Source organism: Phenylobacterium composti DSM 19425 (assembly GCF_059568645.1).
In genome coordinates, this window is record NZ_JCANTT010000020.1 from 115,334 (window position 1) to 141,336 (window position 26,003).

Annotated in this window: 28 protein-coding genes and 1 pseudogene; 12 read left to right on the top strand and 17 right to left on the bottom strand. The window is 70.5% G+C overall.

The window, feature by feature from the left end:
* Positions 1-46: 46 nt before the first annotated feature.
* Complete coding sequence (locus tag BO64_RS16025; protein WP_496404312.1) at positions 47-1,351, bottom strand: ActS/PrrB/RegB family redox-sensitive histidine kinase; 1,305 nt, start codon at positions 1,349-1,351, stop codon at positions 47-49.
* A gap of 119 nt (positions 1,352-1,470) precedes the next feature.
* On the opposite strand from BO64_RS16025, the gene BO64_RS16030 reads away from it, so the two are divergent.
* The 3 genes from BO64_RS16030 to BO64_RS16040 all read left to right on the top strand — a co-directional run bounded on the left by BO64_RS16030 (position 1,471) and on the right by BO64_RS16040 (position 4,196).
* Complete coding sequence (locus tag BO64_RS16030) at positions 1,471-2,082, top strand: SCO family protein (protein WP_496404313.1); 612 nt, start codon at positions 1,471-1,473, stop codon at positions 2,080-2,082.
* Between the two features lie 95 nt (positions 2,083-2,177).
* A complete protein-coding gene (locus BO64_RS16035) occupies positions 2,178-3,449 on the top strand; it encodes a polyhydroxyalkanoate depolymerase (RefSeq protein ID WP_496404314.1) in 1,272 nt (423 codons plus the stop codon).
* A 9-nt stretch (positions 3,450-3,458) separates the two neighbouring features.
* Entirely contained in the window at positions 3,459-4,196 is a 738-nt protein-coding gene (locus tag BO64_RS16040) for a M48 family metallopeptidase (RefSeq protein ID WP_496404315.1), read from the top strand.
* A 3-nt stretch (positions 4,197-4,199) separates the two neighbouring features.
* On the opposite strand, the gene BO64_RS16045 is transcribed toward BO64_RS16040, so the two are convergent.
* On the bottom strand, positions 4,200-6,176 hold the full coding sequence (locus tag BO64_RS16045; RefSeq protein ID WP_496404316.1) for a transglycosylase domain-containing protein: 1,977 nt from the start codon (positions 6,174-6,176) through the stop codon (positions 4,200-4,202).
* Between the two features lie 329 nt (positions 6,177-6,505).
* Between BO64_RS16045 and BO64_RS16050 the strand changes: the two genes are divergently transcribed.
* From BO64_RS16050 to sugE, 8 genes are all read left to right on the top strand, one after another.
* Complete coding sequence (locus tag BO64_RS16050) at positions 6,506-6,853, top strand: DUF8200 family protein (protein WP_496404317.1); 348 nt, start codon at positions 6,506-6,508, stop codon at positions 6,851-6,853.
* 293 nt (positions 6,854-7,146) lie between these two features.
* Positions 7,147-7,701, top strand: coding sequence for a F0F1 ATP synthase subunit delta (locus tag BO64_RS16055; RefSeq protein ID WP_496404318.1), 555 nt, complete (start codon positions 7,147-7,149; stop codon positions 7,699-7,701).
* A 5-nt stretch (positions 7,702-7,706) separates the two neighbouring features.
* Positions 7,707-9,239: a F0F1 ATP synthase subunit alpha gene (gene atpA / locus BO64_RS16060; RefSeq protein ID WP_496404319.1), complete on the top strand. Its 1,533-nt coding sequence runs from the start codon at positions 7,707-7,709 to the stop codon at positions 9,237-9,239.
* A gap of 32 nt (positions 9,240-9,271) precedes the next feature.
* Positions 9,272-10,144: a F0F1 ATP synthase subunit gamma gene (locus BO64_RS16065; protein WP_496404320.1), complete on the top strand. Its 873-nt coding sequence runs from the start codon at positions 9,272-9,274 to the stop codon at positions 10,142-10,144.
* An 18-nt stretch (positions 10,145-10,162) separates the two neighbouring features.
* Positions 10,163-11,701 carry a F0F1 ATP synthase subunit beta gene (gene atpD, locus BO64_RS16070; protein ID WP_496404321.1) on the top strand — a complete coding sequence of 513 codons (1,539 nt, stop codon included), beginning with the start codon at positions 10,163-10,165 and terminating at the stop codon, positions 11,699-11,701.
* Positions 11,702-11,707: 6 nt separating this feature from the next.
* The gene (locus BO64_RS16075; protein WP_496404322.1) at positions 11,708-11,971 is read left to right on the top strand and encodes an ATP synthase F1 subunit epsilon; all 264 of its coding nucleotides are present in this window, start codon (positions 11,708-11,710) and stop codon (positions 11,969-11,971) included.
* A gap of 102 nt (positions 11,972-12,073) precedes the next feature.
* Positions 12,074-12,685, top strand: a complete 612-nt coding sequence (locus BO64_RS16080; RefSeq protein ID WP_496404323.1) for a hypothetical protein — start codon at positions 12,074-12,076, stop codon at positions 12,683-12,685.
* An 81-nt stretch (positions 12,686-12,766) separates the two neighbouring features.
* Positions 12,767-13,087, top strand: a complete 321-nt coding sequence (gene sugE / locus BO64_RS16085; protein ID WP_496404324.1) for a quaternary ammonium compound efflux SMR transporter SugE — start codon at positions 12,767-12,769, stop codon at positions 13,085-13,087.
* On the opposite strand, the gene BO64_RS16090 is transcribed toward sugE, so the two are convergent.
* From BO64_RS16090 to rplU, 15 genes and pseudogenes are all read right to left on the bottom strand, one after another.
* Positions 13,084-13,845, bottom strand: coding sequence for an alpha/beta hydrolase (locus tag BO64_RS16090; protein WP_496404341.1), 762 nt, complete (start codon positions 13,843-13,845; stop codon positions 13,084-13,086). The two genes, sugE and BO64_RS16090, sit on opposite strands and share 4 nt — an antisense overlap.
* Before the next feature lie 75 nt (positions 13,846-13,920).
* Positions 13,921-14,419, bottom strand: a pseudogene (locus tag BO64_RS16095) (RNA pyrophosphohydrolase); the annotation flags it as partial.
* Positions 14,316-15,539, bottom strand: coding sequence for a divergent polysaccharide deacetylase family protein (locus BO64_RS16100; protein ID WP_496404325.1), 1,224 nt, complete (start codon positions 15,537-15,539; stop codon positions 14,316-14,318). The gene BO64_RS16100 and the pseudogene BO64_RS16095, both read right to left, overlap by 104 nt.
* Before the next feature lie 77 nt (positions 15,540-15,616).
* A complete protein-coding gene (locus BO64_RS16105) occupies positions 15,617-17,011 on the bottom strand; it encodes a S41 family peptidase (protein WP_496404326.1) in 1,395 nt (464 codons plus the stop codon).
* Between the two features lie 58 nt (positions 17,012-17,069).
* Positions 17,070-17,936, bottom strand: a complete 867-nt coding sequence (locus BO64_RS16110; protein ID WP_496404327.1) for a murein hydrolase activator EnvC family protein — start codon at positions 17,934-17,936, stop codon at positions 17,070-17,072.
* Positions 17,937-18,401, bottom strand: a complete 465-nt coding sequence (rlmH, locus tag BO64_RS16115) for a 23S rRNA (pseudouridine(1915)-N(3))-methyltransferase RlmH (RefSeq protein ID WP_496404328.1) — start codon at positions 18,399-18,401, stop codon at positions 17,937-17,939.
* Positions 18,398-18,835, bottom strand: a complete 438-nt coding sequence (gene rsfS / locus BO64_RS16120) for a ribosome silencing factor (RefSeq protein ID WP_496404329.1) — start codon at positions 18,833-18,835, stop codon at positions 18,398-18,400. Before rsfS ends, rlmH begins: the two co-directional genes overlap by 4 nt.
* Positions 18,836-18,861: 26 nt before the next feature.
* Complete coding sequence (locus BO64_RS16125) at positions 18,862-19,521, bottom strand: nicotinate-nucleotide adenylyltransferase (RefSeq protein ID WP_496404330.1); 660 nt, start codon at positions 19,519-19,521, stop codon at positions 18,862-18,864.
* Between the two features lie 8 nt (positions 19,522-19,529).
* On the bottom strand, positions 19,530-21,089 hold the full coding sequence (locus tag BO64_RS16130; protein WP_496404331.1) for an aldehyde dehydrogenase family protein: 1,560 nt from the start codon (positions 21,087-21,089) through the stop codon (positions 19,530-19,532).
* Positions 21,090-21,163: 74 nt separating this feature from the next.
* Positions 21,164-22,294, bottom strand: a complete 1,131-nt coding sequence (gene proB, locus BO64_RS16135; RefSeq protein WP_496404342.1) for a glutamate 5-kinase — start codon at positions 22,292-22,294, stop codon at positions 21,164-21,166.
* Between the two features lie 11 nt (positions 22,295-22,305).
* A complete protein-coding gene (gene obgE, locus BO64_RS16140) occupies positions 22,306-23,346 on the bottom strand; it encodes a GTPase ObgE (protein ID WP_496404332.1) in 1,041 nt (346 codons plus the stop codon).
* Complete coding sequence (locus BO64_RS16145) at positions 23,343-23,933, bottom strand: biotin transporter BioY (protein WP_496404333.1); 591 nt, start codon at positions 23,931-23,933, stop codon at positions 23,343-23,345. The genes obgE and BO64_RS16145 overlap by 4 nt, the downstream gene beginning before the upstream one ends.
* Positions 23,934-24,010: 77 nt before the next feature.
* Positions 24,011-24,535 (bottom strand): GNAT family N-acetyltransferase, encoded by a 525-nt coding sequence (locus BO64_RS16150; protein WP_496404334.1) that lies wholly within the window; start codon positions 24,533-24,535, stop codon positions 24,011-24,013.
* A 139-nt stretch (positions 24,536-24,674) separates the two neighbouring features.
* Positions 24,675-24,950 carry a 50S ribosomal protein L27 gene (gene rpmA, locus BO64_RS16155; protein WP_496404335.1) on the bottom strand — a complete coding sequence of 92 codons (276 nt, stop codon included), beginning with the start codon at positions 24,948-24,950 and terminating at the stop codon, positions 24,675-24,677.
* A 34-nt stretch (positions 24,951-24,984) separates the two neighbouring features.
* Positions 24,985-25,587 (bottom strand): 50S ribosomal protein L21, encoded by a 603-nt coding sequence (gene rplU / locus BO64_RS16160; protein ID WP_496404336.1) that lies wholly within the window; start codon positions 25,585-25,587, stop codon positions 24,985-24,987.
* Between the two features lie 271 nt (positions 25,588-25,858).
* On the opposite strand from rplU, the gene BO64_RS16165 reads away from it, so the two are divergent.
* Positions 25,859-26,003 (top strand): transposase (locus BO64_RS16165; protein ID WP_496401730.1); only part of this gene is annotated, 145 nt, incomplete at its 3' end.

The window sequence follows — 26,003 nt, forward strand, 5'->3', positions numbered from 1 at the left end:
CGGCAGTGTGTCGCACCAGAACATGGTTCCGCAAGCGTGGTTGCGGCTAGGCAGGGTTGGCTTCGATCGTCGGCCTGGGCCAGCGGGCGGAAACCACGGCCCCGCGGGGCCGTCCGTTCTGGAAGGTCACCTGGGCCCCGGTTCGTTCCAGGAGGGTCTTGGCGATGAAGAATCCGAGACCCATGCCCACATGCCCCGTGCGGCCGCCTTCCTGTCCAGGACGGCTGGTCACATAGGGCTCGCCGAGCTTGGCGAGGATATCGGGCGAGAACCCCGGGCCGTCGTCGCGGACCTCGATGGAGACCGTGTCGGCGTCGAACCTGGCGGTGACCAACACCTCCGACGTGGCGAAGTCCACGGCATTTTCCACGAAGGTGGTCATGGCGTGAAGAACTTCCGGCAACCGCCGGATGTCCGGCGATTTCACGCCTTTGGCCCCGGTGACGATGGCCTCCACCCGGACGTCCTTGATGGCCGCATGGGGCTCGATCACCTCCTGCAGCAGCTGGCGCAGAGAGAGGCGCTCATGAACCTGGTCCGAGGCCTGGTCGGGGGTTTCGGACAGGCGCTTCAGAATCTCGCGGCAGCGCTCGGCCTGGGCGATCAGCAGCTCGGCGTCGTCCTTCACCTGATCGGTGGGCGCTTCCCGGGCCATCTCCTTGGCGACGATGGAGATGGTGGCGAGCGGGGTGCCCAGCTCATGGGCGGCGGCGGCGGACAGAGCCCCCAGGGCCGAAAGGCGCTGTTCGCGGGCCAGCACCGCCTGGGTCACGTCCAGAGCCAGGGCCATGCGGGCGGCGGACTCGGCGGACTGGCGCACGTAGCCGGCGATCAGGCCCATGGCCACCAGGATGGCGGCGGCGGCGATGAAGCGGTGCTGCGGGGCGAGCATGGTCGGCTCGGGCAGCGGGAACGGCAGGGACAGCAGGGCCAGGATGACGATGGCCACCGCGGCCAGGGCGCCGACGGCGAGCATGGCCCGCCAGGACTGGGTGGCGGCGGCCAGGGCCACCGGCACGATCAGCAGGGTGATGAAGGGGTTCGCGGTCCCGCCCAGCAGGGCCATGAACAGGGCGAGCTGGAGCACGTCCCCGCCCAGATGGATGATGGCTTCCCGGCCCCCGGTGATCCGCTGGAGGGGCGAGGCGAGGCTTGTGAGCAGGTTGAGCCAGGCTCCGGCCACCACCACGCCCACGGCCATGGCGTAGGGCGCCTCGTAGCGGAGGACGAGGCCCAGCACCACGAGCAGCAGGGCCTGGGACCCGAGCATAAGCCACCGGAGGGTGACGATGGTGCGGATGCGCAGGTGGCTTCGGCCGACGCCGGTGGCGCCCCACACGCCTTGCGCCATTCGGGACGCCGCCTTATCGACGGCCTCGGCCGGGGCCTGAGCGCGGGCGATCGGCACGGGCTCAGCCCTGCCGCGCAGGCGCGCGGTCGGCGACCCGGCACGCAGAAGGGGTAGCAAGCATGTCCAGGCGGGTTCTCGCCCTCGTCGCGGTCCTGGCTGTGGCGCTGGCCATACTCACCGGTCTTGCGGTCCGTCGCGGAGTCGTGGGGTCGGGCGAGCAAGGCGCCGCCGTGGGCGGACCGTTCCAGCTCGTCGACCAGTCGGGCGCCAAGGTCGACCAGGATGTGCTGAAGGGCAAGTGGAGCGCGGTCTTCTTCGGCTTCACCCACTGTCCGGACGTCTGCCCCACCACCCTGTTCGAAATGGCCGAGGTGGAACGCCTCCTGGGCGGCCGGGCCGACCAGCTGCAGACGGTGTTCATCACCGTGGACCCCGAACGGGACGACGTGGCCCAGATGGCGGCCTATCTGAAGAACGACGCCTTCCCGAAACGCCTGATCGGCCTGACAGGGACGCCCGCCGAGGTGGACGCGGCGGCCAAGGCCTATCACGTCTACTACCAGAAGGCAGGCGAGGGGCCGGACTACCTCGTCAACCACGCCTCCTACACCTATCTCATGAGCCCCAAGGGCCGCTTCGTCTGTGTCCTGCCCTACGAGCTGACCCCCGAGCAGACGGCGGAGAAGATCGCCGTCGCCATGAAGGCCGGACCCAACGCCGAGCGCTGCTGACGGCCGACCTCCGGCGAGCCGCCTGCGACACGGCGGCTTAGGGAGCGTCTTTCGGCTTCACATGTTATGTTGCGGCGCAGCATAATGAGGCCGCCATGCTCTACGCCCTGTACGAAGCCGGCTACTACGCCTCGACCCCGGTCCGCCTGGCGGCCCTGGCGGCGCGGCAGTTCTGGAGCTCGCCGCTCAATCCGGCGGCCGACACCGAAGCCGGGCGCAGCCTGTTCGCGGTGTCCGACCTGGTGGCCAACCTCACCCGCCGCTACGGCAAGCCCGCCTGGGGCATCGAGGCGGTGGAGATCGAGGGGCGGCGGGTGCGCGTACGGCCCACCGAGGTGTGGTCGAGCCCCTGGGTGAAGCTGACCCATTTCGCCCGTGATGCGGCGGACATGCGTCGGGCTGGCCGGCGGACCCTGGAGCCCGCGGTGCTGATCGTCGCCCCACTCTCGGGCCACTACGCCACCCTGCTGCGAGGCACGGTGCAGGCCTTCCTGCAGGACCACGAGGTGTTCATCACCGAATGGTCGAACGCCCGGGACGTGCCGGTGATGGAAGGCCGCTTCGACTTCCACGACTACATCGACCATGTGCGCACGATGCTGCGCATGCTGGGCCCGCGTCCGCATGTGGTGGCCGTCTGTCAGCCCGGGCCGCCGGTGCTGGCCGCCGCCGCCCTGATGGCCGAGGACGGCGAGGAGAGCCGCCCGGCCTCCATGACCTTCATGGGCTCGCCGATCGATGCGCGCCTGTCGCCAACGGTGACCAACCGGCTGGCCGAGGAGCGGCCCTTCGCCTGGTTCGAAAGCAACATGATCTACACCGTGCCCGGGCCATATCCGGGCATGGGCCGGCGCGTTTATCCAGGCTTCGTCCAGCTGGCGAGCTTCATGTCGATGAACCTCGAAAAGCACCAGGAGGCCCATCGGCGCTACCTCCAGCACCTGATGGACGGCGACGGGGACAGCGCAGAGAAGCACCTGGAGTTCTACGACGAGTACCTCTCGGCGCTGGACCTCACCGAGGAGTTCTATCTCCAGACCGTGGACGTGGTGTTCCAGCGCTACCTGCTGCCCCGGGGCGAACTCTACCACCGGGGCCGGCATGTGCGGCCGGAGGCGATCACCGACATCGGCCTGCTCACCGTCGAGGGCGAGAACGACGACATCTCCGGCATCGGCCAGACCCAGGCCGCGCACGACCTCTGCACGGGCCTGCCGGCCGAGCTGAAGGAAGACTATGTCCAGCCGCACGTGGGCCACTACGGGGTGTTCAACGGCCGCCGCTTCCGCGAGGAGATTTATCCCCGGGTGCGGATGTTCATTCGCCGCCTTGATCAGACCTTCGACAGGGCCGCGGGCGCTGCCTAAATAGGGACGGTGGGTCCCTTCCGCGCATCCTTTTCCGACGGCGACGAGCTGCAGGTGGCGGGCGCCGTCGTGCGCCTGCGGGTGAACCGGCGGGCGCGGCGGGTGTCGCTGCGCCTGGACCGCGCCCGGCGGGAGATCGTCGCCACCGCGCCCAGCCCGCGCCATCTCGCCGAGGCCGCCGCCTTCGCCCGGGAGCGGGCCGGCTGGATCGCCGAACGCCTCGCCGAACTGCCCGGGGCCGCGCCCCTGGAGCCGGGCCAACTGATCGAGGTGTTTGGTCGGCCAGTACGCCTGGAGCAGGGGGCTGGCCGGGCCCGCTGGATCGAGCCCGAGGACGGCTCCACGCCCCGGATCGTCGCCATGGGCGAGGGCGAAGGCTACGCCCGGGCGGTGATGCTGGTGATCCGACGCAAGGCCGCCGAGGTGCTGGCGGAGCGCACCGCCCACTACTGCGGGCGGCTGGGCGTGCCGGTCCCGAAGGTGAGCGTCGCCGACGCCAAGTCGCGCTGGGGCTCCTGCCGGCCCGCCACGGGGCGGCTGCCGGCCTCGATCCGCTATTCCTGGCGTCTCGCGCTGGCTCCGTTCGAGGTGGCCGACTACGTGGCCGCCCACGAGTGCGCCCATCTTCTGGAGCTGAACCACGGGCCGCGCTTCTGGGCCCATGTGCGCCGGCTGGTGGGGGACGAGCGCCCCTACCGCGACTGGCTCCGCGCCGAGGGCGCGCGACTGCACGCCTTCGGGCGGTAGAGCCTAGAACACCGGCTCTTCGCGGCGCTGCGGTTCATCGAAGGCCGACGGCGGCGGACGGTCGCGGCCGACGCCGAAGAAGTCGCTGATGCCGTCGATGACATCGCCGATCGGGTCGGGCTCGGGCGGCGGCGGCAGGGCGCTGCCCGGGATCGGCTGGACCTTCAGCCGCGGCAGGGCGGCGGTCATGTAGTCCTTCCAGATGCCGGCGGGGGCGCCGCCGCCGGTGACCCGGCGCATAGGCTTGTTGTCGTCCTTGCCGACCCAGACGGCGGTCACGAAGCCGCCCGTGTAGCCGACGAACCAGGCGTCCCGGTAGTCGCTGGTGGTGCCGGTCTTGCCGGCGATGTCGTAGCCGCCGACGTTGGCGCGTCCGCCGGTGCCCGAGGTGATCACCTGGCGCATCATCTGGTTCAGATAGGCCAGGGCCGGCTGGCCGATCACCGCCTGGCGGGGCGGCCGATCGACGCTGTGGTCATAGAGCACCCGCCCGGAGGCGGTGCGGATGCGCTCGATGCCGTAGCCCCGGGCCAGGAAGCCGCCATTGGCGAAGGGGGCGTAGGCCTGGGCCATCTCCAGCGGGCTCACCTCGACGGCGCCGAGGGCCATGGAGGGGTCGAGCTGGATGTTGGAGGTGATGCCGAGCCGGCGGGCGGTGGCGGCCACATTGGCCGTGCCGACCTCGTTGGCCAAGCGCGCGGCCACGGTGTTGATCGACTGGGCGAGCGCCGTCTGCAGGGTCATGGGCCCGAGGTACTGGCCCGTGTAGTTACGCGGCTCCCAGTTGCCGATCCGCACCGGCTCGTCGACCACCGGGGTGTCGGGCGTGCGGCCGGCCTCGAGGGCGGCGAGATAGACGAAGGGCTTGAAGGACGAGCCAGCCTGGCGCTTGGCCATGGTCGCCCGGTCGAACTGGCTCTGCAGATAGTCGGCCCCGCCCACATAGGCCCGGACCCGGCCTTCGCCGTCGAGGGAGACCAGGGCCGCCTGCTCGACGCCCTGGCCCTTGGCTGCGGCGACGCCCCGCTGGACCGCCTGTTCGGCGGCGGCCTGGAGCGGCAGGTCGAGGGTCGTCTCGACGACGAGGTCCTCGGTGGGCTCTCCCACCAGGCTGCGGACCTGGTCGTCCACCCAGTCGGTGAAATACTGGGCGCGCTGGTTGGCGAGGACCGGATTGACCCGGACCTTGGTGCGGAAGGCGGCCTCGCGCTCCTCGGGAGTGATGAATTTCGCCTCCACCATCTTGTCGAGGACGACGGTGGCGCGGCGGGCGGCCCGGTCGGTGGCCGAGACCGGCGAGTAGCGGGAGGGGCCCTTCATCATCCCGGCCAGCAGGGCCGATTCGCCAAGGGTGAGCTGCTCGGCGGGCTTGCCGAAGTAGCGCTGGGCGGCGGCCTCGATGCCGTAGGCGCCGGCGCCGAAGTAGACCCGGTTCAGATAGAGCTCGAGGATCTGCTTCTTGGAGAAGCGCGCCTCCAGCCAGACGGCCAGGATCAGCTCCTGGGCCTTGCGCCGGTAGTTCTGGCTGGGCGTCAGGAAGAGATTGCGGGCGAGCTGCTGGGTGATGGTCGACCCGCCCCGCAGCGGGCCGCTCTCGCGCCGCATGTTGTAGAGCTGGCTGCGGACGATGCCCCAGGGATTGAAGCCGAAGTGCCAGTAGTACCAGCGGTCCTCGATGGCGATGAACGCCTGGGGCACGTGCTTGGGCAGGCGGTCCAGGTCTACCGGCGGGGCGTACTGGCTGCCCCGCACCGCCACGAGCGCCCCCGAGCGGTCGAGGTAGGAGATCGACGGCTGGCGCTTCACCTCATAGAGGCTGGAGGTGTCCGGAAGGTCCACCGCGAAGACCGCGAAGAAGGCCACCAGAAAGATCAGGCCCCAGACGCCGAGCACCAGCGTCCAGTAGATCAGCGCCTGCAGGGGCGAACGCTTGTCGCGGGGCGGCCGGGGTCCGCGGCCGCCCTGTCCCGCATTGGCCATGTGTGCGTCGTCCTACCGTTCTGAGCCGCCCCCGGCCCGCGCTGCCTTATCTCAGGCGCACGGAACGCCAAACAAGATTGACGGGATATGAACGCCTGGGCGCGGCCGCGCCCAACGTGCGCGTTGGAGGCGGCGGCTCAGCTCTGCATTCTCGCATAACTGCGTTGCGCAAATAGCGGTTGCGCTCGTTATCTTAACACCGTTATCTTTACGTTGCTCAGTTCGTCGTGCGCCGCAGGTGGGGATACCTGCGGCGGTCCCACGCGGCGGAAGGGGCCGGCGCTTTCGAGCAGGGCGCCGCACTCCCCCGAAACGCTGGAGGGCTCTCGATGAAGCTCCGTACCTTTGCGGCCGCCTGCGCCGCCCTGACCGCCCTGGCCGCCGGCTCGGCCGCCTTCGCCGCCGAACCGGTCACCGCCAAGCTGCAGGCCCCGGTCGCCGAGAAGACCAAGTTCATCGCCGGCGGCGCGATGTTCGTCTGCGAAGCCGACGCCTGCGTGGCCACGGCTCCGACCTCGCAGACCTTCGCCACGTCCACCTGCAAGACGATCGCCGAGAAGGTGGGCCCGGTGGCCGCGTTCTCGGGTCGCAAGGCGCTGGACGACGGTCGCCTGGCCGACTGCAACGCCAAGGCCCTGGCCAAGGCCGACTCGGCGACCCAGATCGCCAAGCAGTAAGACTCCCAGCAGCTCTCTCTAGTCGAGCTCTGTTGACCCTCGCCCCGCCGGCCCGCCGGCGGGGCTTTTTTGTAGCCCAGGCTCTTGTGGCGGCGCCGGAGATGGACAGAATCGCCGCGCACAGCGCCCGTTCGGTTGCGGCGCAAAAGAACGCGTGCTAGTGAGCGCGCGGCTTTGGGCCAGGGCCCTTCCGGGCTCTTGGCTCGTTGTGCCTTTTTCAAGCGCTTTCAAGCCTTTAATGCCGCAACGGAAGCTCCGCTAGCGGCTCATGGCACGCACCGGGCGGGTTTTAAGTGGCGGACGACTCCAAGGCATCGAATGTGGGCGGCAGATATGCCCAGGCCCTGTTCGATCTCGCGAACGAACAGAAGAAGGTCCAGGCCGTCGAGGCGGACCTGAAGTCCCTGAAGGCGGCGATCGCCGACAGCCGGGACCTGCGCGCCCTGCTGGCTTCGCCGGCGTTCGGGTCAGAAGACAAGCGCAAGGGCCTGGCCGCCATTGCGCAGAAGGCGAAGTTCAACCCGATCACCCAGAAGTTCCTGGGCCTGTTGGCCGTGAACGGCCGCGCCGCGGCCCTGCCGGAGGTGATCTCGGCGTTTGAGGCCCTGGCCGCTGCTGGTCGCGGCGCCGTGTCGGCCGAGGTCGTCACCGCCGTGCCGCTGTCCTCGGCTCAGGCCAAGGGCGTGGCCGCGGCGCTGCGCCAGGCGCTGGGCAAGGATCCTGAAATCACGACCCGCGTCGATCCGTCCCTGCTGGGCGGCATCAAGGTGAAGGTCGGCTCCCGTCTGTTCGACGCTTCGCTCCGTTCGAAGCTCGACTCCCTCAAATTCGCCCTCAAGAGAGCGTAAAGCCCATGGATATCCGCGCCGCCGAGATTTCGGCCATCCTGAAGTCCCAGATCGCCAACTTCGGCGAGGAAGCCGATGTCTCGGACGTCGGCTCCGTGCTGTCGGTGGGTGACGGCATCGCCCGCGCCTATGGCCTCGACAACGTCCAGGCCGGCGAAATGGTCGAGTTCCCCTCGGCCGGCGTGAAGGGCATGGCGCTCAACCTCGAGCGCGACAACGTCGGCATCGTGATCTTCGGCGAAGACCGCGCCATCCGCGAAGGCGACGAAGTCCGTCGCCTGGGCGAGATCGTGGACGTGCCGGTGGGCAAGGGCCTGCTGGGTCGCGTGGTGAACCCGCTGGGCGAGCCGATCGACGGCAAGGGGCCGATCACCGACGTGCCGGAGCGTCGCCGCGTGGACGTGAAGGCTCCGGGCATCATTCCGCGGAAGTCGGTGCACGAGCCGGTGCAGACCGGCCTGAAGGCCATCGACACCCTGATCCCGGTGGGCCGCGGTCAGCGCGAGCTGATCATCGGCGACCGCCAGACCGGCAAGACCGCTGTCGCCGTCGACACCATCCTGAACCAGAAGTCGGTCAACGCCGCGGGCGACGAGAGCCAGAAGCTCTACTGCATCTACGTGGCCATCGGTCAGAAGCGTTCGACCGTCGCCCAGATCGTGAAGACCCTCGAGGAGCGTGGCGCCCTCGACTACACGATCGTCGTGTCGGCCACCGCCTCGGAGCCGGCCCCGCTGCAGTTCCTGGCGCCGTTCGCCGGCTGCGCCATGGGCGAATGGTTCCGCGACAACGGCATGCACGCCGTGATCATCTATGACGACCTGTCCAAGCAGGCCGTCGCCTACCGCCAGATGTCGCTGCTGCTGCGCCGCCCGCCGGGCCGTGAAGCCTACCCGGGCGACGTGTTCTACCTGCACTCCCGTCTGCTGGAGCGCGCGGCGAAGCTGAACGAGGAAAACGGCCTCGGCTCGCTGACCGCCCTGCCGATCATCGAGACGCAGGCCAACGACGTGTCGGCCTACATCCCGACGAACGTGATCTCGATCACCGACGGCCAGATCTTCCTCGAGACCGACCTGTTCTTCCAGGGCATCCGCCCGGCGGTGAACGTCGGCATCTCGGTGTCGCGCGTGGGCTCCTCGGCCCAGATCAAGGCGATGAAGACCGCCGCCGGCCCGATCAAGGGCGAGCTCGCCCAGTACCGGGAAATGGCCGCCTTCGCGAAGTTCGGCTCGGACCTGGACGTGGCCACCCAGCGCCAGCTGGCCCGCGGCGAGCGTCTGACCGAGCTGCTGAAGCAGCCCCAGTACTCGCCGCTGGCGGTCGAGGAGCAGGTCGTGTCGGTGTACGCCGGCACCCGCGGCTACCTCGACAAGGTGCCGGTGTCGCAGGTCGGCCGCTTCGAGGCCGAACTGCTGGCCCACATGCACGCCAAGCACCAGGACATCCTGGACGAAATCCGCACCAAGAAGGACCTCGGCCCGGTGGAAGACCGCCTGAAGGCGGCCCTCGCCGCCTTCGCCGAATCCTTCGCCTAAGACTGACCTGACCCGGGAGCGAGTAGCCGGCGATGGCCAGCCTCAAGGAGATGCGCAATCGGATCGGAAGCGTGAAAGCCACGCAGAAGATCACGAAAGCGATGCAGATGGTGGCAGCGGCCAAGCTGCGGAAGGCGCAGGACGCGGCCCAGAACGCGCGCCCCTACGCCCAGCGTATGGCCGCCGTCATCGCCAACCTCGCCGCCGGCGTGTCCGGCGAGGGGGCGCCCCGGCTGCTGGTCGGCACGGGCTCGGACCGCCGCCATCTGGTGGTGGTGGCCGCGTCCGACCGCGGCCTGGCCGGCGGTTTCAACTCGGCGATCGTCCGCACCGCGCGCGAGAAGATCAACGCCCTGTCGGCGGAAGGCAAGGACGTCCTGGTCCTGACCATCGGCCGCAAGGCCCGCGACCAGCTCCGCCGCCTGGCGGGCGACCGCCTGGTGGCCTCGTACGAGGCGGGCGGCAATCCGTCCCTGGCCACCGCGGAGGAAGTCTCAGCGAAGATCCAGGAGCTGTTCGCGGCTGGAGAGGCGGACGTGGTCCACCTGATCTACTCGCGCTTCCGCTCGGTGGTCTCGCAGACGCCGACCATCCGTCAGCTGATCCCTGCGGAAGTGGGCGACGGCGCTGAGCCGCTGGACCTGAAGGGTGCGACCTACGCGTATGAGCCGGACGAGGAGCAGATCCTCGAGACCCTGCTGCCGCGCAACATCACCACTCAGCTCTTCGCCGCCATGCTGGAGAACCAGGCGGGCTTCTACGCCGCGCAGATGACGGCGATGGACAACGCCACCCGCAATGCCGGCGACATGATCGCCAACCTCACCCTGCAGTACAACCGCTCCCGCCAGGCGCAGATCACCAAGGAGCTGATCGAGATCATCTCCGGCGCCGAGGCGCTCTAGTCACCGAAAGAGCCCGTCATGTCTGAAGCTCCCGCCAAGAAGCCCGCCCGCAAGGCCCCCGCGAAGAAGGCCGCCGCGTCCGCCGCTCCGGCCCCGGCCGCGAAGGGCGTCGCCACCGGCAAGATCGTCCAGGTCATCGGCGCCGTCGTCGACGTGGCCTTCGAGGGCCACCTGCCGGCGATCATGAACGCCCTGGAGACCACCAACACCGACCAGCGGACCGGCAAGCCGTTCCGCCTCGTGCTCGAAGTGGCGCAACACCTCGGCGAGAACACCGTCCGTACCATCGCGATGGACACCACCGAGGGCCTAACCCGCGGTCAGTCCGTGGTGGACACCGGCGGCCCGATCAGCGTGCCGGTCGGCCCGGGCACCCTCGGCCGGATCATGAACGTCATCGGCGAGCCGATCGACGAAGCCGGTCCGATCAAGACCACCACCTTCTCGCCGATCCACCGGGAAGCCCCGAGCTTCGCCGAGCAGTCGACCTCGGCGGAAGTGCTCGTCACGGGCATCAAGGTCATCGACCTGATGTGCCCCTACACCAAGGGCGGCAAGATCGGCCTGTTCGGCGGCGCCGGCGTCGGCAAGACCGTGACGATGCAGGAGTTGATCAACAACATCGCCAAGGCCTACGGCGGTTACTCCGTGCTGGCCGGCGTGGGCGAGCGTACCCGCGAGGGTAACGACCTCTACCACGAGATGATCGAGTCCAACGTGAATGTGGACCCGAAGAAGAACAACGGCTCCACCGAAGGCTCCAAGTGCGCCCTCGTGTACGGCCAGATGAACGAGCCGCCGGGCGCCCGCGCCCGCGTCGCCCTGACCGGCCTGACCCAGGCCGAGTACTTCCGCGACGTGGAAGGCAAGGACGTGCTGCTGTTCGTCGACAACATCTTCCGCTTCACCCAGGCGGGCGCCGAAGTGTCGGCCCTCCTGGGCCGCATCCCCTCGGCCGTGGGCTATCAGCCGACGCTGGCCACTGAGATGGGCAACCTGCAGGAGCGGATCACCTCGACGACCAAGGGCTCGATCACCTCGGTGCAGGCCATCTACGTGCCCGCCGACGACCTGACCGACCCGGCGCCGGCCACCTCGTTCGCCCACCTGGACGCCACGACCGTGCTGTCGCGCGACATCGCCGCCCAGGCTATCTTCCCGGCCGTGGACCCGCTGGACTCCACGTCGCGGATCATGGACCCGCTGATCATCGGCGAGGAGCACTACACGGTGGCCCGCCGCACGCAGGAAATCCTGCAGCAGTACAAGGCCCTGAAGGACATCATCGCCATCCTGGGCATGGACGAGCTGTCGGAAGAGGACAAGCTGACCGTGGCCCGCGCCCGGAAGATCCAGCGCTTCCTGTCGCAGCCGTTCCACGTGGCCGAGCAGTTCACCAACACGCCCGGCGCCTTCGTGGAGCTGAAGGACACCATCCGCTCGTTCAAGGCGATCTGCGACGGCGAGTACGACCACCTGCCGGAAGCCGCCTTCTACATGGTCGGCACCATCGAAGAGGCCGTCGCCAAGGCTGAGAAGCTGGCGGCGGAAGCGTAAGGGAAGATGGCCGAAAAGCTCCACTTCTCGCTGGTGTCCCCCGAGCGCGAGCTGTTCTCGGGTCTCGTGGACCAGGTCGATGCGCCGGGGTCGGAAGGCGACTTCGGCGTCCTCGCCAACCATGCGCCGTTCATGACGGCGCTGAAGGAAGGCCAGGTCCGCGTGCATCAGGACGGCCAGATCACGGTCTATGACGTCCGTGGCGGCTTCGCCGACGTGACGCCGGAAGGCCTGACGATCCTGGCCGAGCACGCATCGGAAGCCGCCTAGAGCGGCGAATTCCGTACAGCTTGAGAGTTGGCGTCGTGAGGCCTTGCCTCCGGCGCCCCTCTAAAGTTTGATGCGCCGCCTGAAGTCAGGGGAACTTTGTCCATGCGTCTCGCCATCTCCAGCCTCGTCCTTGCCGCGGGCCTGGCTACCGCCGCTCAAGCTCAGGACGCCGCTCAACCGGCGCCCGCCGCCGACGCCGCCCCCGCTGCGGCCGCGCAGCCTGCGCCGACCCTGCCGACCACCGGCGACGGTGCGGCCCTGATCTCGGTGATCGAGAACGTCTGCAAGCCGGCTGTCCGCGGCGGCAATCTCGACGACATCGCCAAGGCGCAAGGCTTCAAGCTGAACAAGCGCGAGCAGTTCTGGGCCAAGCCCCTGGGCGGGGCCAAGGCCTATCAGATCGTCGTCTACCCGCAGGGCTCCAACAAGGACGTCTGCTTCGGCGAAGTTCGCTTCGCCCCGGGTCAGGACGCTCCGCTCACCGAGGCGCTGAATGTCTACGCCTTCGTGCAGAACCCGCCGCTGGAGCCGACCGCCAACTATACCCAGCCGGTCGATCCCGACGGCCTGAAGCGCGTGCGCCGCTCGTGGGAGCACGTGACCTCGAACTCGTCCACCGGCCTCAACATCTCGACCGTGCGCAATCCGGACGACACCCCGGTGAACAAGGCCTACGATCTGGCCACCTTCCAGTATCAGGAACGCAAGTTCTAAGACGCTCCCGCGCGCCGGGGACGACCCCGGCGCGCTTTCCCCACCGGGAGGACGACCTCCGACGCAAGTAGGAGGCCTCGCATGGCCTGGGTCATTCTCTTCATCGCCGGCCTGTTCGAGGTCGCCTGGGCCGTGGGCCTGAAATACACCGAGGGCTTCACCCGGATTGGTCCCACGGTGTTCACCGCCGTCAGCCTCGCCGCCAGCATGGGCCTCCTGGGCCTCTCCGTCCGTAGTCTGCCCCTGGGCACGGCCTATGCGGTCTGGACCGGCATTGGCGCAGCCGGGACGGTTCTGCTCGGCATCATCCTCTTCAAGGAGCCGGCCACGGTGGCCCGGCTTCTCTGCGTCGGGCTGATCCTGTCCGGAATCCTCGGGCTGAAGCTGCTCACCAAAGCCTAGGCCGCGGCGCGCGGCCGGTCTTCCAGCCAGTCGAGCGCGAGGGCGGCGACGTCTTCCCAACCGGGCTCGCCCACCAGCCAGTGGCTCATCTGCGGCATCTCCCGATAGGCGGCGCCGATCCGCTCGGCCGTGCGCCGCACGGTGGCGGGTGGATGGACGGCGTCGCGCTCCCCTGCGATGGCCAGGGTGGGAACAGGGAGCGGGCCCGGTCCGATGGCGGTGGTCATAAAGGGGTCGAGCCACCAGTTCAGCACTTCGCGCAGGGCCCGGGCGCTCTCATGGCCGATGCGAGCCAGGATCTCGTCGCAGTAGGGCCCGTGGATCCGATCGAGTCCGTGGCGGCGCATGACGTTCCGGTCGGGGGGCACGGCGCCGGACCAGAACGGGTCCAGCAAACCTACGGCCGCAGCGGTCAGCGTCTCCTCGACGCTGGAGCCGGTGACGCCCCAGGGGGGAGAGGGTGTGAGGAGCACCACGGCCGCGGCCCGGGCTTCCCGCGCCGCGAGCTGGCAGACGAGGCCCCCCAGGGAGTGTCCCACGAGCACCGGCGGTTCGGGCAGGCCGGCGCAGAACTGGACGAGGTCGCGCGCATAGTCGGCCATGGAGAGCCCCGCTACGGCCGAGGCCGGGGCGCGTACGCCGTGTCCGCGCAGGTCCGGGGTCAGCACGCGCCAGCCGCGGGCCTCGAACGGCCCGCGGAAGCGCTCGAACGACCAGCCGCCGCAGAAGGCGCCGTGGACCATCACTACCGTGGGCATGGAGCGCTTGCCCCTTCCAGCGCGGCTTTGCGCCGCCGGCAGTCTAGCGCCAAACCGGCAACTGCAAGCGAAGGTTTCAGCCTCCCGCCTCCTTGGGAGCCGGTGTAGCAGCCAGGGGGGCGAAGGCGGCGGCCACCTGCTCATAGGTGGGTCGCTTGAACGGCACGATCAGGCCGGGGGCTTCGGCGAGGTACCCCCAGCGCCAGGCGTCGAACTCGGGCTCGCCATGGGCGGCGAGGTCGAACTGCGATTCCGGCCCGTCGAAGCGGAAGGCGAACCACACCTGCCGCTGGCCCTTCCAGCCCCGTCGGGCGGCCTCGTCCACGGCGGGCGGAAAGTCGTAGGTCAGCCAGCCGTCGGTGCGGGCGAGATAGGTGATGCTGACGGCGCCGGTCTCTTCGGCCAGTTCGCGTCGCGCAGCGACCTCCAGGTCCTCGCCGTCGTCCACGCCGCCCTGCGGAAACTGCCAGTTATACGGCGGCGGCGTGCCCGCGCGCCGGCCGAGCCAGACGCGGCCATCGGGATGGAACAGCACCACCCCCACGTTGGGGCGGTAGAGCGAAAGGTCGGTCATGGCTGCGGGTGGTGAGCGCCGACGCGGGGGTCAGCTGATAGCCCCTCTGTTCCACCTCATTGGCCCAGCGTGCAACCGTCTCCAGGGTCACGGGGTAGGCGAAGGCCGAGCCGAGGGCCTGGCCCCTTTGCAGGGCCCCGGCCTCAAGGGCCAGAAGCTGCTGATCGATGGCTCCGCGGGAGAGCTGGTCGTCGATCACCCGGTCGGCGGTGGCGCGGGGCAGGCCGCCGTTCCGGCGGGCCGCGGTTCCGTCGTCGATGAAGGCCAGGCCCCGCGCCCGGAGCGAGCTCGCCAGGGCCTCGTAGGCCCGCTCATCCGCAAGGAAGCGCGAGCCGAGGTAGTTGGTCAGGCCGAAGTAGCCGGTGGCCCGGGAGAGGATCCATTCCAGCTTCTTGGCCGTCTCGGGCGGGGTGGCGCTGGTCATCAGGGTGTAGGGCCCTGGGTCATTGTCCGGATAGTCCAGGGGCTCCAGCGGAGTCTCAAGCAGCACCTCGTGGCCGTGGGCCCGGGCCATGTCGATCCACCCCTGGAGCTCCTCGGTATAGACCACGAACGACAGGGTGATCTCGGGGCGCAGGGTCTCGATCGCCTGGCGGGTGGCGCGGGTGTTGAGGCCGAGACCGCCGACCACGAGGCCGACCTTGGGGCGGCCGTTGGGCGTGAAGGGACGGGCGTAGGCATCGGCCGGCGTGCGGCCGTCCTGGGCGATGATCGGCAGCGGACCGCCCGGGCCGGGGGCGAAGAAGCCGGCGATGGGGGCCGGCGGCAGGGCTTCGCCCGCGGGAGGACGGGGCGGCGAGGCGCCCGAGGCGTTCCAGGCGGGGGCGGCCAGGGGAGCCAGCGGCCGCTCCGAGAGGCGCACCACGTCGGGCTGCGGCGTGACCGGGCCGGACTGGGGCCTGAGGGCTTCGCGCCAGCCGGCGGGAGCCTCGCGGAAGGCGCCGTCCAGAGGCACATGCGCCCGGCCGCCGGCCGCCAGCGGGCCCAGCATCTGGACCAGGGCGAAGGCTGCGCCGAGAAACAGCACGCCCGCCCCGGCCACGCCAAGAGCTGGGCTCTTCATGAGCCTCGCGGCGCCCGGCGCCGGAGCCTTGAGACGGGGCAGTGCGATGTTCGCCACGGCGACGCTCCTTCAGCGCCGAACCTCCCGCAACAGGGTTAACGGCCGATCAACCCGGGCGCGGGCCCGGGGCCGGATCACTTCTGGCTCGTGGGCGGCGGCGGCTTGATCACCGCCACCTTCTCCTTGGCCACGATGCCCGCGAGCTTCGGCTGCGGCTTGGGCAACTTGGGCGTCTGGGCCACCGAGCCATACTTCAGCACGTCCATGGCCCGGGCGATCTGGAAGTCCTTCTTCTCGTCGAAGTCCTCGGGCGGCGCCTCGGCCGGCTCGTGGGCGCCGCGCCGCACCTTCCCCTCGTCGGCGTTCAGCGCGTTGCGGAACGAGGCCTCCGAGAACTGGTAGGTGCGGTTGGCGATGATCTGCGCCTCCTCGCGGGTGAGCGCCACCTCAAGGTCCGGCTCGATGCCGGTCTTCTGGATGGAGCGGCCCGAGGGCGTGTAGTAGCGCGCCGTGGTCAGCTTCAGGGCGCCGTCGATGCCGCCGCGCAGGGGGATGACGGTCTGGACCGAGCCCTTGCCGAAGGTGGTGAGGCCCACGACCTCGGCCCGCTTGCGGTCCTGCAGGGCGCCGGCGACGATCTCGGCCGCCGAGGCCGAGCCGGTGTTCACCAGCACCACCATAGGCAGGCCGCCAGTGATGTCGCCCGGTCGGGCGTTGTAGCGCTCGACGTCGCGCGGGTCGCGGCCGCGCTGGCTGACGATCTCGCCGCCTTCCAGGAACAGGTCCGAGACGCCGACCGCCTGGTCGAGCAGGCCGCCGGGGTTGTTCCGCAGGTCGAGGATCAGGCCCTTCATGTGCGGATTCTTGGCCTTCAGCTCCAGGAAGGCCGCCTCAGCCTCGTCGGTCGTCTTCTCGTTGAAGTTGGCGATGCGCAGCAGGCCGTAGTCGCCCTCCATGCGGGCGGTGGCCGACTTGGGCTTGATGACCTCGCGGACCAGCTTCACGTCGAAGGGATCCGTCTTTTCCCGGGCGATGGTGAGCGTCACCGCCTCGCCGGGCCGGCCGCGCATCTGCTTCACGGCCTCGTTCACCGACAGGCCGAGCACGCTCTCGCCGTTCACGGCGGTGATGTAGTCGCCGGCCTTGATGCCGGCCTTGAAGGCCGGGGTGCCGTCCATGGGCGAGATCACCTTGACCACGCCGTCTTCACTCGTCACCTCAATGCCGAGACCGCCGTATTCGCCGCGCGTCTGGTCGCGCATCTCGTCGAAGTCGGAGGGGTCGAGGTAGCCGGAATGCGGATCGAGCGACGTGAGCATGCCGTCGATCGCCGCCTGGATCAGCTTGGTGTCGTCGACCTCGGTCACATACTGGTTCTGGACGGTGTTCAGCACGTCGCCGAAGAGGCCCAGCATCCGGTAGGTCTTGGCCCGGGGCTCCGCCGAGGCGATAGCCTGCTGGCTCACGTAGGCCATGGAGCCGGCGCCGAGGATGAACGCCGATGCGCCGATCACGAGGTACTTCTTCATGGCCTTCCTCAGGCTCCCCTCTCGCGGCGGCCGCCGCGTCTTCTGACAGGCGTCGACATCATTCCGACCCGGCGCTCAGCCCGTCCCTCTTGCTCAGCCACCGGCCGGGATCGACCGGCGAACCTTGCTCCCTCACTTCCAGATAGAGTTCGGAAGTGGATTGTCGACCATCGACCGCCCATCCGACGGGCTGGCCCGCCGCGACGGATTGTCCGACCTGAACCGACGTTCTCTCCAGGCCAGCCAACACGAGATGATAGCCGCCCGCTAGTCTTAAAATCAGGATGACGCCCCAGCCTTTGACGGGGCCCACGTACTGAACAACCCCCACGCCGGGGCTGACCACCTTGGCCCCGCGGGGCGCAGCGAGGGTCACGCCATTGGCCTTGCCGCCCCCGGCGAGGGGCTCGCCGAAGCGGCGCACGATGGGGCCGTCGGCGGGCATGACGAGGCGCTCGGGCGCCCTCAGCGCGCCGGGCGGCAGGGGCGGCGGCGGCTCGCGCAGGGCGAGGCCCGCGTTGGACTTCGGCTCGGGCAGGGACTCCGCGGCCAAGCTCTCGCGCTCGAACAGCGCCTCGCTCTGGACGGCGGCGAGGCGGCGCTGGCGCATGACCTCGCCGGCGTCCTGGGCGTAGGCCCGGGCGCGGGCCTGCAGCTCGGGGGTCAGGGCTTTCACCAGGATGGCGGCGCGCACGGCGTCCTTGGCGTCCTGCGGCGAGACGAGGAGCGCGGGCGGCGGGTCGCGTTCGAGCTGCTGGAGCACCGAGAGGAGGCGCGCGAGCTGATGGCGCGTGGCCGCCTGCTCGGCCGAGATCTCGGTCTCGGCCAAGTTCAGCCGCTGGAGTTGATCGCTCGTAGCCGCCAGGGCGACGGCGGAGAGCGCCGCCGCAGCCAAGCCGCCGGTGATCAGCGTCCGACCGTGCATCTAGTCCCTATGATATGGCGAACCGGACAGAATTGAGACGGCCCGATAGACCTGCTCGGCCAGCATGGCGCGGGCCAGGGCGTGGGGCCAGGTCTGGGGGCCGAAGGCGAGCTTGCCGTGGGCCTGGGCGACCAGGGCCGGATCGAGGCCGTCGGCCCCGCCGATCAGGAACACCAGCCGGCGCACGCCCCGGTCCCGCAGGGCGGCGATCTCGTCGGCGAAGGCCCGGGAGGGCCGCGCCGTCCCCCGCTCGTCGCAGGCGATGACGTGGGCGTCGGCGAGGTGGGTCCGCAGGGCCTCGGCCTCTGCGGCCTTGCCCGGCTTGCGGCTCTCCACCTCCACCACCTCCACCGGGCCGAGGCCGAGCGAGCGGCCGGCGTTGGTGGCCCGCTCGACGTACAGCTTCACCAGCTCCATCTCAGGCGAGCGGGGCAGGCGGCCGATGGCGACGATGGAGATCCTCAATTGGCGGCGCGGTGGCCGCCGGTCTCCACCGACCAGATCTTCTCGATGTTGTAGAAGGCGCGTACCTCGGGCCGGAAGAGGTGGATGATCACGTCGCCGGTGTCGATCAGCACCCAGTCGGCGTGGGGGAGGCCCTCCACGCGGCACTTGCCGTAGCCGGCTTCCTTCAGGGCGCGCAGCAGGTGGTCGGCCATGGCGCTGACATGACGCTGCGACCGGCCGGACGCCACAACCATGGCGTCGGCGACCGGGCTCTTGCCCTTGAGGTCGATGAGGACGACGTCCTGCGCCTTGTCATCATCCAGACGGGCCAGGATCAGATCTTCCAGGGCGCCGATAGGGCCCTGGTGGTCGCCGGAGGAAAGCTCCGGCTGCGCGCTAGGCGCAGGTTCGCGTTGCAGCGGGATAGCTCCTTTGATGTCCCAGCGGCCCACCCTAGCACGGATTGGCCGGGATGGCATCACGACCGGGTGCGGCGCAGACGCTCCCGGAGCAGGGTGGACGACAGGAAGTTGAAGCGGCCGAACAGGAAGGCCCAGGCCGGCGGGCGCCGGTCGGCCAGCAGGCGGGCCTGATGGGTGGGCAGCCGCGCGGCGGCGAAGCGGCGGGCGGCGGGCGAGAAGCGGCTCTTCAGCGAGATCCAGGGGCGCGAGACCACGGCCACGGGCACCTCGCGCATAATCTGGGTCCAGCCGCGCCAGCGGTGGAAGGTCGCCAGGCTGTCGGCCCCCATGATCCAGACGAACTTCACCCCCGGATAGCGGGCCTTGAGCCAGCGCAGGGTGTCGATGGTGTAGGCCGAGCCGAGGCGGGTCTCGAGGTCGGAGACGATCATCCCCGGACCCCGGGCCAGGGCCCGGGCCTGGGCCATGCGCTCGCCGAGGTCGACGGTCTCGTGCCGGGGCTTGAGCGGGTTCTGCGGCGACACCAGCCAGATCACCCGGTCGAGATTGAGCCGCCGCTTGGCGGTCTCGGCCACGTGGGCATGGCCCTCGTGCGGCGGGTTGAAGGAGCCGCCGAAGAGGCCGACGCGCATCCCCGGCGTCAGGGTGAAGCCGGGACGCAGGGCGGCGGGACGGCCGGCCGCCGGCGCCCGGCGGGCGGAACCTGCGAACCCCATGCGACCGCTCAAGACCGTCTCGGCGGAGTGGGGGCGCCGGCGCGGTCGAGGTGCGGGTCGGCCTGGACGACGCGGCTGCGGACGGTGAATACGCCGTCGCCGGCGAGGACGCCGCCCCGGGCGAACAGGCGCCCGTTCTCCCAGTTGGAGAGGCCGAGCTCGGGCTTGTCGAGGGCGTACTGGCCGTCCACCCAGCGGGTGAAGCCGTCGCCCACGAAGGGCGCGTCCACGGCGGCGAAGAAGCGCCGGTGGGCCTCGGGATCCTCGGAGATCAGGCTGGCCACGAAGTGCGGGCTGTGGGCGTTGAACAGGGCCACGGCCTCGGCTGCGTCCTTCACCACCTTGAGGCTGACCTCAGGGGTCTCTTCCCACTCCCATTCGCGGCCGAGGTCGGCGTCGGCGATGGGCTCCACCAGCGGCTCCTCGCGGGGCCCCTCGGCGCGGACCACGGTGACCCGGGCGTTGCGCCAAGCCTCGGGCAGGCGGCCAAGGTCGGCCTCGGCCATGTGCAGCTTGCAGCCCTTGCGGCGGCGGCCGGCGGCCTCCAGGGCCTCGAGGAAGACCGGGATCAGCTCGTCCGCCCGGGCCTCGACGATGCAGCAGACGTTGAGGGTGTTGCACACCTTGCGGTCCAGGGAGTGGTAGGCGGCGGCGTAGAAGCGCTCGGCGTCGGCGGCCGCATCCGCCACCATCCAGGCGCCGCCCGTGCCGTGCAGGCTGACGGGGGTTCCGGCCTGGCGGGCGATGGCGCCGAGCTGGGCGACGGCGGCGCCCGAGCCCCGGGCCACGGCCAGGGACAGGCGGGAATCGGCGAACATGGCCCAGCCGGCGGCGTGGGCGGCCGAGTCGATCAGCACCGCCGCCCCCTCGGGCAGGCCGGCCTCGGCGAGGGCGGGCTCCAGGGCCTGGGCGACGATGGCCCGGGCGGTGCCCAGGGCGTCGGAGCCGATGCGGAAGACGACGGTGTTGCCGGTGCGGATGACCCCGGTGGCGTCGGCGAAGACGTTGGGCCGGCCCTCGAAAACGAAGCCCACCACGCCCAGGGGGGCGACCACCTGCTCCACCGCCCAGCCGGGATGCTCCACGCGCTCGAGGACCCGCCCGCGGGAGGCCTCAGCGCCGGCCCAGGCGCGCAGGCCGGCGATCATGTCGGCGCGCATGGCGTCCGAGACCTTGAGGCGGGTGGTGGAGCGGCCCCGGGCCGTGGCGGCCTCCACGTCGCGGGCGTTGGCCTCGGCGATGCGACCCCAGACGGCGTCGTCCGCCAGGCGAGCGGCGAAGGCCTCGAAGAAGGCGGTGATGGCGGCGTCGGAGACCTCGCCCATGCGGGCGAAGGCGGCGGCGGCGCGGCCCACGGCGGCCTCCACCCGGGCGTGCTCGGCGGCGGGCACATGCAGCAGGGCGGCGTCCTCGCCGCTCGGCGCCACCAGCAGGCGGTCGCCGGGCCGGAAGGCGGCGGCGAGGGCCTCGTCCACATAGGCCACGCGGTCGCCGCCGAACGGGATCGGCTGTCCGGGGCTCAGGGCCTCCAGCCGGCCTGCCCGCTTGCTCGATCCGCGCTCGTCCACCGTTCGCCTCGTTTTGCTCAAGTTGAGCACTACCTAGGCGTCTTTCGCGGGGGCGGCAAACGTGAAGCCGGGGCTCAGGCCGGCTGGACGACGGCGAGGTCGTCGGCGTGGATCATCGGGCCGCTGGTGTAGCCGAGGACGGGCTCGATGGCGTCGGACTTCAGGCCGCAGATGCGCTCGGCGTCGGCGGCGCCGTAGCGGGAAAGGCCCCGGGCGATCTCGCGGCCGGACTGGTCCCGGACGATGACGGCGTCGCCCTTGTCGAAGCGGCCCTCGACCCCGCGCACCCCGGCGGCCAGCAGGCTCTTGCCCCGGGCGACCGCAGCGGCGGCCCCGGCGTCCACGGTGAGCACGCCCGCGGGGGCGACGCTGCCGGCGATCCAGGCCTTGTAGGCCGCCGCGGGGGCGCCCACGGCCTCGACGATGGTGGCCCGGGCCCCGGATTCGACGGCGGCCAGGGGCTGCTCGCGGCTGCCGACGGTGATGATGGTGGCGCAGCCGCTGGCCGAGGCGATGCGGGCGGCGGCGATCTTGGTGGCCATGCCCCCGGTGCCGACCCCGTCCTCGGCGTTGGCCCCGCCGGCCATGGCCTCGATCTCGGGGGTCAGGCGGGAGACGCGGGGAATGTGGACGGCGGCCGGGTCCTTGCGCGGGTCGGCGGTGTAGAGGCCGTCCACGTCGGAGAGGAGCACCAGGACGTCGGCGCCCACCAGCTGGGCCACCCGGGCGGCCAGGCGGTCGTTGTCGCCGTAGCGGATCTCCTCGGTGACCACCGTGTCGTTCTCGTTCACCACCGGCACCACGCCGAGGGACAGGAGGGTCTCCAACGTGGCCCGGGCGTTGAGCCAGCGGCGGCGGACCTCGGTGTCGTCGCGGGTGAGCAGCACCTGGGCGCAGGCCGCGCCGTGGGGCTCCAGGGCCGTCTCCCAGGCGCGCATCAGGGCCGACTGGCCGGCGGCGGCGGCGGCCTGTTTCTCGGGCAGGGTCAGGGCGCGCTTGCGAAGGCCCAGGCGCCGGCGGCCCAGGGCCACGGCGCCCGAGCTGACCACCACCACCTGCTGGCCGCGGGCGCGGAGGCGGGCGAGGTCGGCGGCGAAGTCGGCCAGACGGCCGGAATGGGGGGCGCCGTCCGGCCCCACCAGCAGGGCGGAGCCCACCTTCACCACCACGCGCCGGGCGGCGGTCAGCTCGTGCGTCGCAACCACGCCCGTGTCGCTCACGGGGTCCAGCCCTCGGAGGAGCCGGCGGCCTCCTCGGCGGCCTCGGCCTTGCGTCGGCGCACGAGGTTGTAGGCCTCGCGCAGCAGCTCGGTGACGTTCTCGCCGGTGAAGCCGGAGACCAGGCGCACCTCGGTCCCGGCGGCGGCGGCCAGCTCGGCCTGCCTGGCCGCCCGGGTCTCGTCGTCGAGGGCGTCGATCTTGTTGATGGCCAGGAGCTCGGGCTTGTCGGCCAGGTCCTCGCCATAGGCCTCCAGCTCGTGGCGGACGGTCCGCCAGGCGTGGACGATGTCCTCCTGCGTGCCGTCCACCAGGTGGATCAGCACGGCGGTGCGCTCGATGTGGCCGAGGAAGCGGGTGCCGATGCCCGCCCCCTCGTGGGCCCCCTCGATGAGGCCGGGGATGTCGGCCAGGACGAAGCGCTCGCCCACCGACAGGTCCACCACCCCGAGGTTGGGGGCGAGGGTGGTGAAGGGATAGTCGGCGATCTTGGGCTTGGCGGCGCTGGCGGCGGCCAGGAAGGTGGACTTGCCGGCGTTGGGCAGGCCCACGAGGCCGACGTCGGCGATCAGCTTCAGCCGCAGCCACAGGGCCATCTCCTGGCCGGGCTGGCCGGGATTGGCGTGGCGGGGGGCCTGGTTCACCGGCCCCTTGAAGTGGGTGTTGCCGAAGCCGCCGTTGCCGCCCTTGAGCAGCAGGATGCGCTTGCCCGGCTCGTCCATGTCGACGATCAGCTGCTTGTCCTCGTCGAGCACCTCGGTGCCCACGGGGACCTTGAGCACCACATCGGCCCCGGCCGCCCCGTGGCGGTTGCGGCCCATGCCGTGGACGCCGGTGCCGGCCCGGAAGTGCTGCTGGTAGCGGTAGTCGATGAGGGTGTTCAGCCCCTCCACCGCCTCAATCCAGACATCGCCGCCCTTGCCGCCGTCGCCGCCGTCAGGGCCGCCGTACTCGATGTACTTCTCGCGCCGGAACGAGACGGCGCCGGCGCCGCCGTTGCCGGAGCGCACATAGATCTTCACCTGGTCGAGGAATTTCATTCGCCTGCCTCTAGCCCGGCCCGGCGGCCGAGCGCCAGCTTCACCGCATGGACGGTGGCCGCCGCCGCCAGGGACTTGAAGACCGCGCCCGGCAGATAGGGCGTCACCCCGGCCGCGAAGGCAGGGCCGGGGTCCATCCGGTCGAGCAGCCCCATCCAGCCCATGGCCAGCACCAGGGCGTGGCCCGCCAGGAAGGTGACGACGAGGGCGACGAAGCCCGCGCTGCGCCGCTGGAGGGCGTAGCCGGCGAGCGCCCCGGCCACGGCCATGCCGAAGAGATAGCCCTGGCCGGCTCCGAACAGGGCCCCGGGGCCCGAGCCGCCGTCGGCGAACACCGGCAGGCCCACGGCGCCCACGGCCAGCCAGATCAGCACCGCCCGCAGGGTCAGGGAGCCTCCCAGGAGGGCGCTGAGCACGAAGACGGCGTAGGTCTGCAGGGTCAGCGGGACCGGGGGCATGGGGATGGCCACCTGCGAGGCCAGGGCCATGGCCGCCGCGCCCGCGACGACGGCGCCCATCCGCGCCGGGAACGAGGCGGTGGTCGGCAGCAGGGGAAGCTCGGCGGTCATGGGGGCAGCGGATACCATGGAAGGGGCGCGTCCACGACCCGCCCGCGCGTTGGGCGCCGCCCGGCGAGCCCGGGGGCGCCCCCGAGGGGACGAGGTCAGGCGAGCCAGACCATCTTGCGCGACAGCACGGGGGCGCCGCGGGCGAGGCAGTCCTGCTTCACCACGTCGCCCGTGTAGAGGAAGCCGGCCTTGACCAGCACCTGGCCCGAGGCGCCGTTGTCGGCGAAGTGGCGGGCCCAGACGGCCCGGCGGCCCCATTCGCCGGCGAACCAGCGCAGGGCCGCCCGCAGCGCTTCGGTGGCGTAGCCCCGGCCCCAGAACGGGCGGCCCAGCCAGTAGCCCACCTCGGGGCGGCCCCTGGCCGGCTCGGAGAAGCCGATCATGCCCATGAAGCCGAATTCGCGGTGCTGGATGGCGAAGCGGGGCTCGCGCCAGTTCACCGGCTGGCCGAGGAAGTCCTCGGCGTCTTTCGGGGTGTAGGGATGGGGCATGCGGGAGAGCATGGCGGCCACGCCGGGATCGTTGGCCAGCTGGCAAAGCTCGGCCGCGTCCGAGGTCACCGGACGGCGCAGGATCAGCCGGTCCGTGGCGACGACGGGCGTCGTTTCGATGGCGCACATGTTTCTACCCTCCCGGCCCCGTCGTTGATCGCGGAGCCCAAAACGAAAGCGGGGAGCCCGGCTGACCGGACTCCCCGCTAGGATCGTCGTTTCCGGTCCGCCTCAGATGGAGTGGGCGGACCAGAGGAAGGAGGCCCGCCTATTCGGCAGCGATCACCTTCTCGGCCGGCACCACGGTGGCGTAGGTGCGGTTGTTGCGCTTGGTGACGAACTTCACGGCGCCGCTGACGAGCGCGAAGAGGGTATGGTCCTTGCCCATGCCCACGCCTTCACCCGGCCAGAACTTGGTGCCGCGCTGACGCACGATGATGCCGCCGGCGTTGATGGCTTCGCCGCCGAACTTCTTCACGCCGAGACGGCGGCCCGCGGAGTCGCGCCCGTTGCGCGAGGAGCCGCCAGATTTTTTGTGAGCCATTGTGTGCTCCTACCTTCTCTGGATGACGCGCCGATTACTCGGCGGCGCCTTCGTCCTTCTTGGCGGCCTTCTTGGCGGCCGGCTTCTTTTCGCCCTCGGCCTTGGCGGCGGCCTTCTTCGGCGCGGCCTTGGCTTCGGTCTCGGCGGCTTCCGCCTTCGGCGCGGCCTTCTTGGCCTTCGGGGCGGGGGCCGCTTCGGCGGCCGTCACAGCGGCGGCGGCCTTCTTCGGCTTGTTCAGGGTGGCGAAGTCGAGGCCGCGGGCGCGGGCGTCCAGCTCGGCCTTGGTGGTGAGGTCGATCTTGCCGTCCCACTTGGCTTCCTTGCCAGCGCCGGTGATGCCGGTGACGCGCAGCACGGTCTCGGCCTGACGGTGGCCGCGGGTGCGGCGATAGCCCTGACGGCGGATCTTCTTGAAGATCTTCACCTTCTCGCCCTTGCGGGTCTCGATCAGGGTCGCGGCGACCGAGGCGCCTTCGACGAGGGGGGCGCCGACCGTGACGGAGTCGCCGTCGCCCAGCAGAAGAACTTCGCCAAAGGCGACGCTCGCGCCCGGCTCACCGTCCAGCTTTTCGACGATCAGCAGGTCGCCGGGCTGGACCCGGTATTGCTTGCCGCCGGTCTTAATCACCGCGTACATCGTTGCGCGCCTTTGTATTTCTTCTTGATTGAAAGCGATTGCGCGCCCGCGGGCAGGCCCGTGGACGCAAGGAGGCGCGGTTATACAGGCGGGCGGCCGAGAGTCAACGATGGGGCGCCCCCGGCGGGGCGCTGACAGGGCCTCGCTAAACGGGGCCTCGCTAAACGGGGCCTAGCTGACGGGGCCTAGCTGACGGGGCCTAGGTTCTGAACTCATAAAGCTTGCTGGCTGGGGCGACGCTTGATTCAAGGCTTCCGAAAGGAGCCTTGAAATGGCGCGCTACGATCTGAGCGAGACGGAGTGGCGGCTGATCGATCCGCTTTTGCCGAACAAGCCGCGCGGGGTGGCCCGGGTGGACGATCGGCGGGTGATCAACGGGATCTTCTATGTGTTGCGGACGGGCTCGCCGTGGCGCG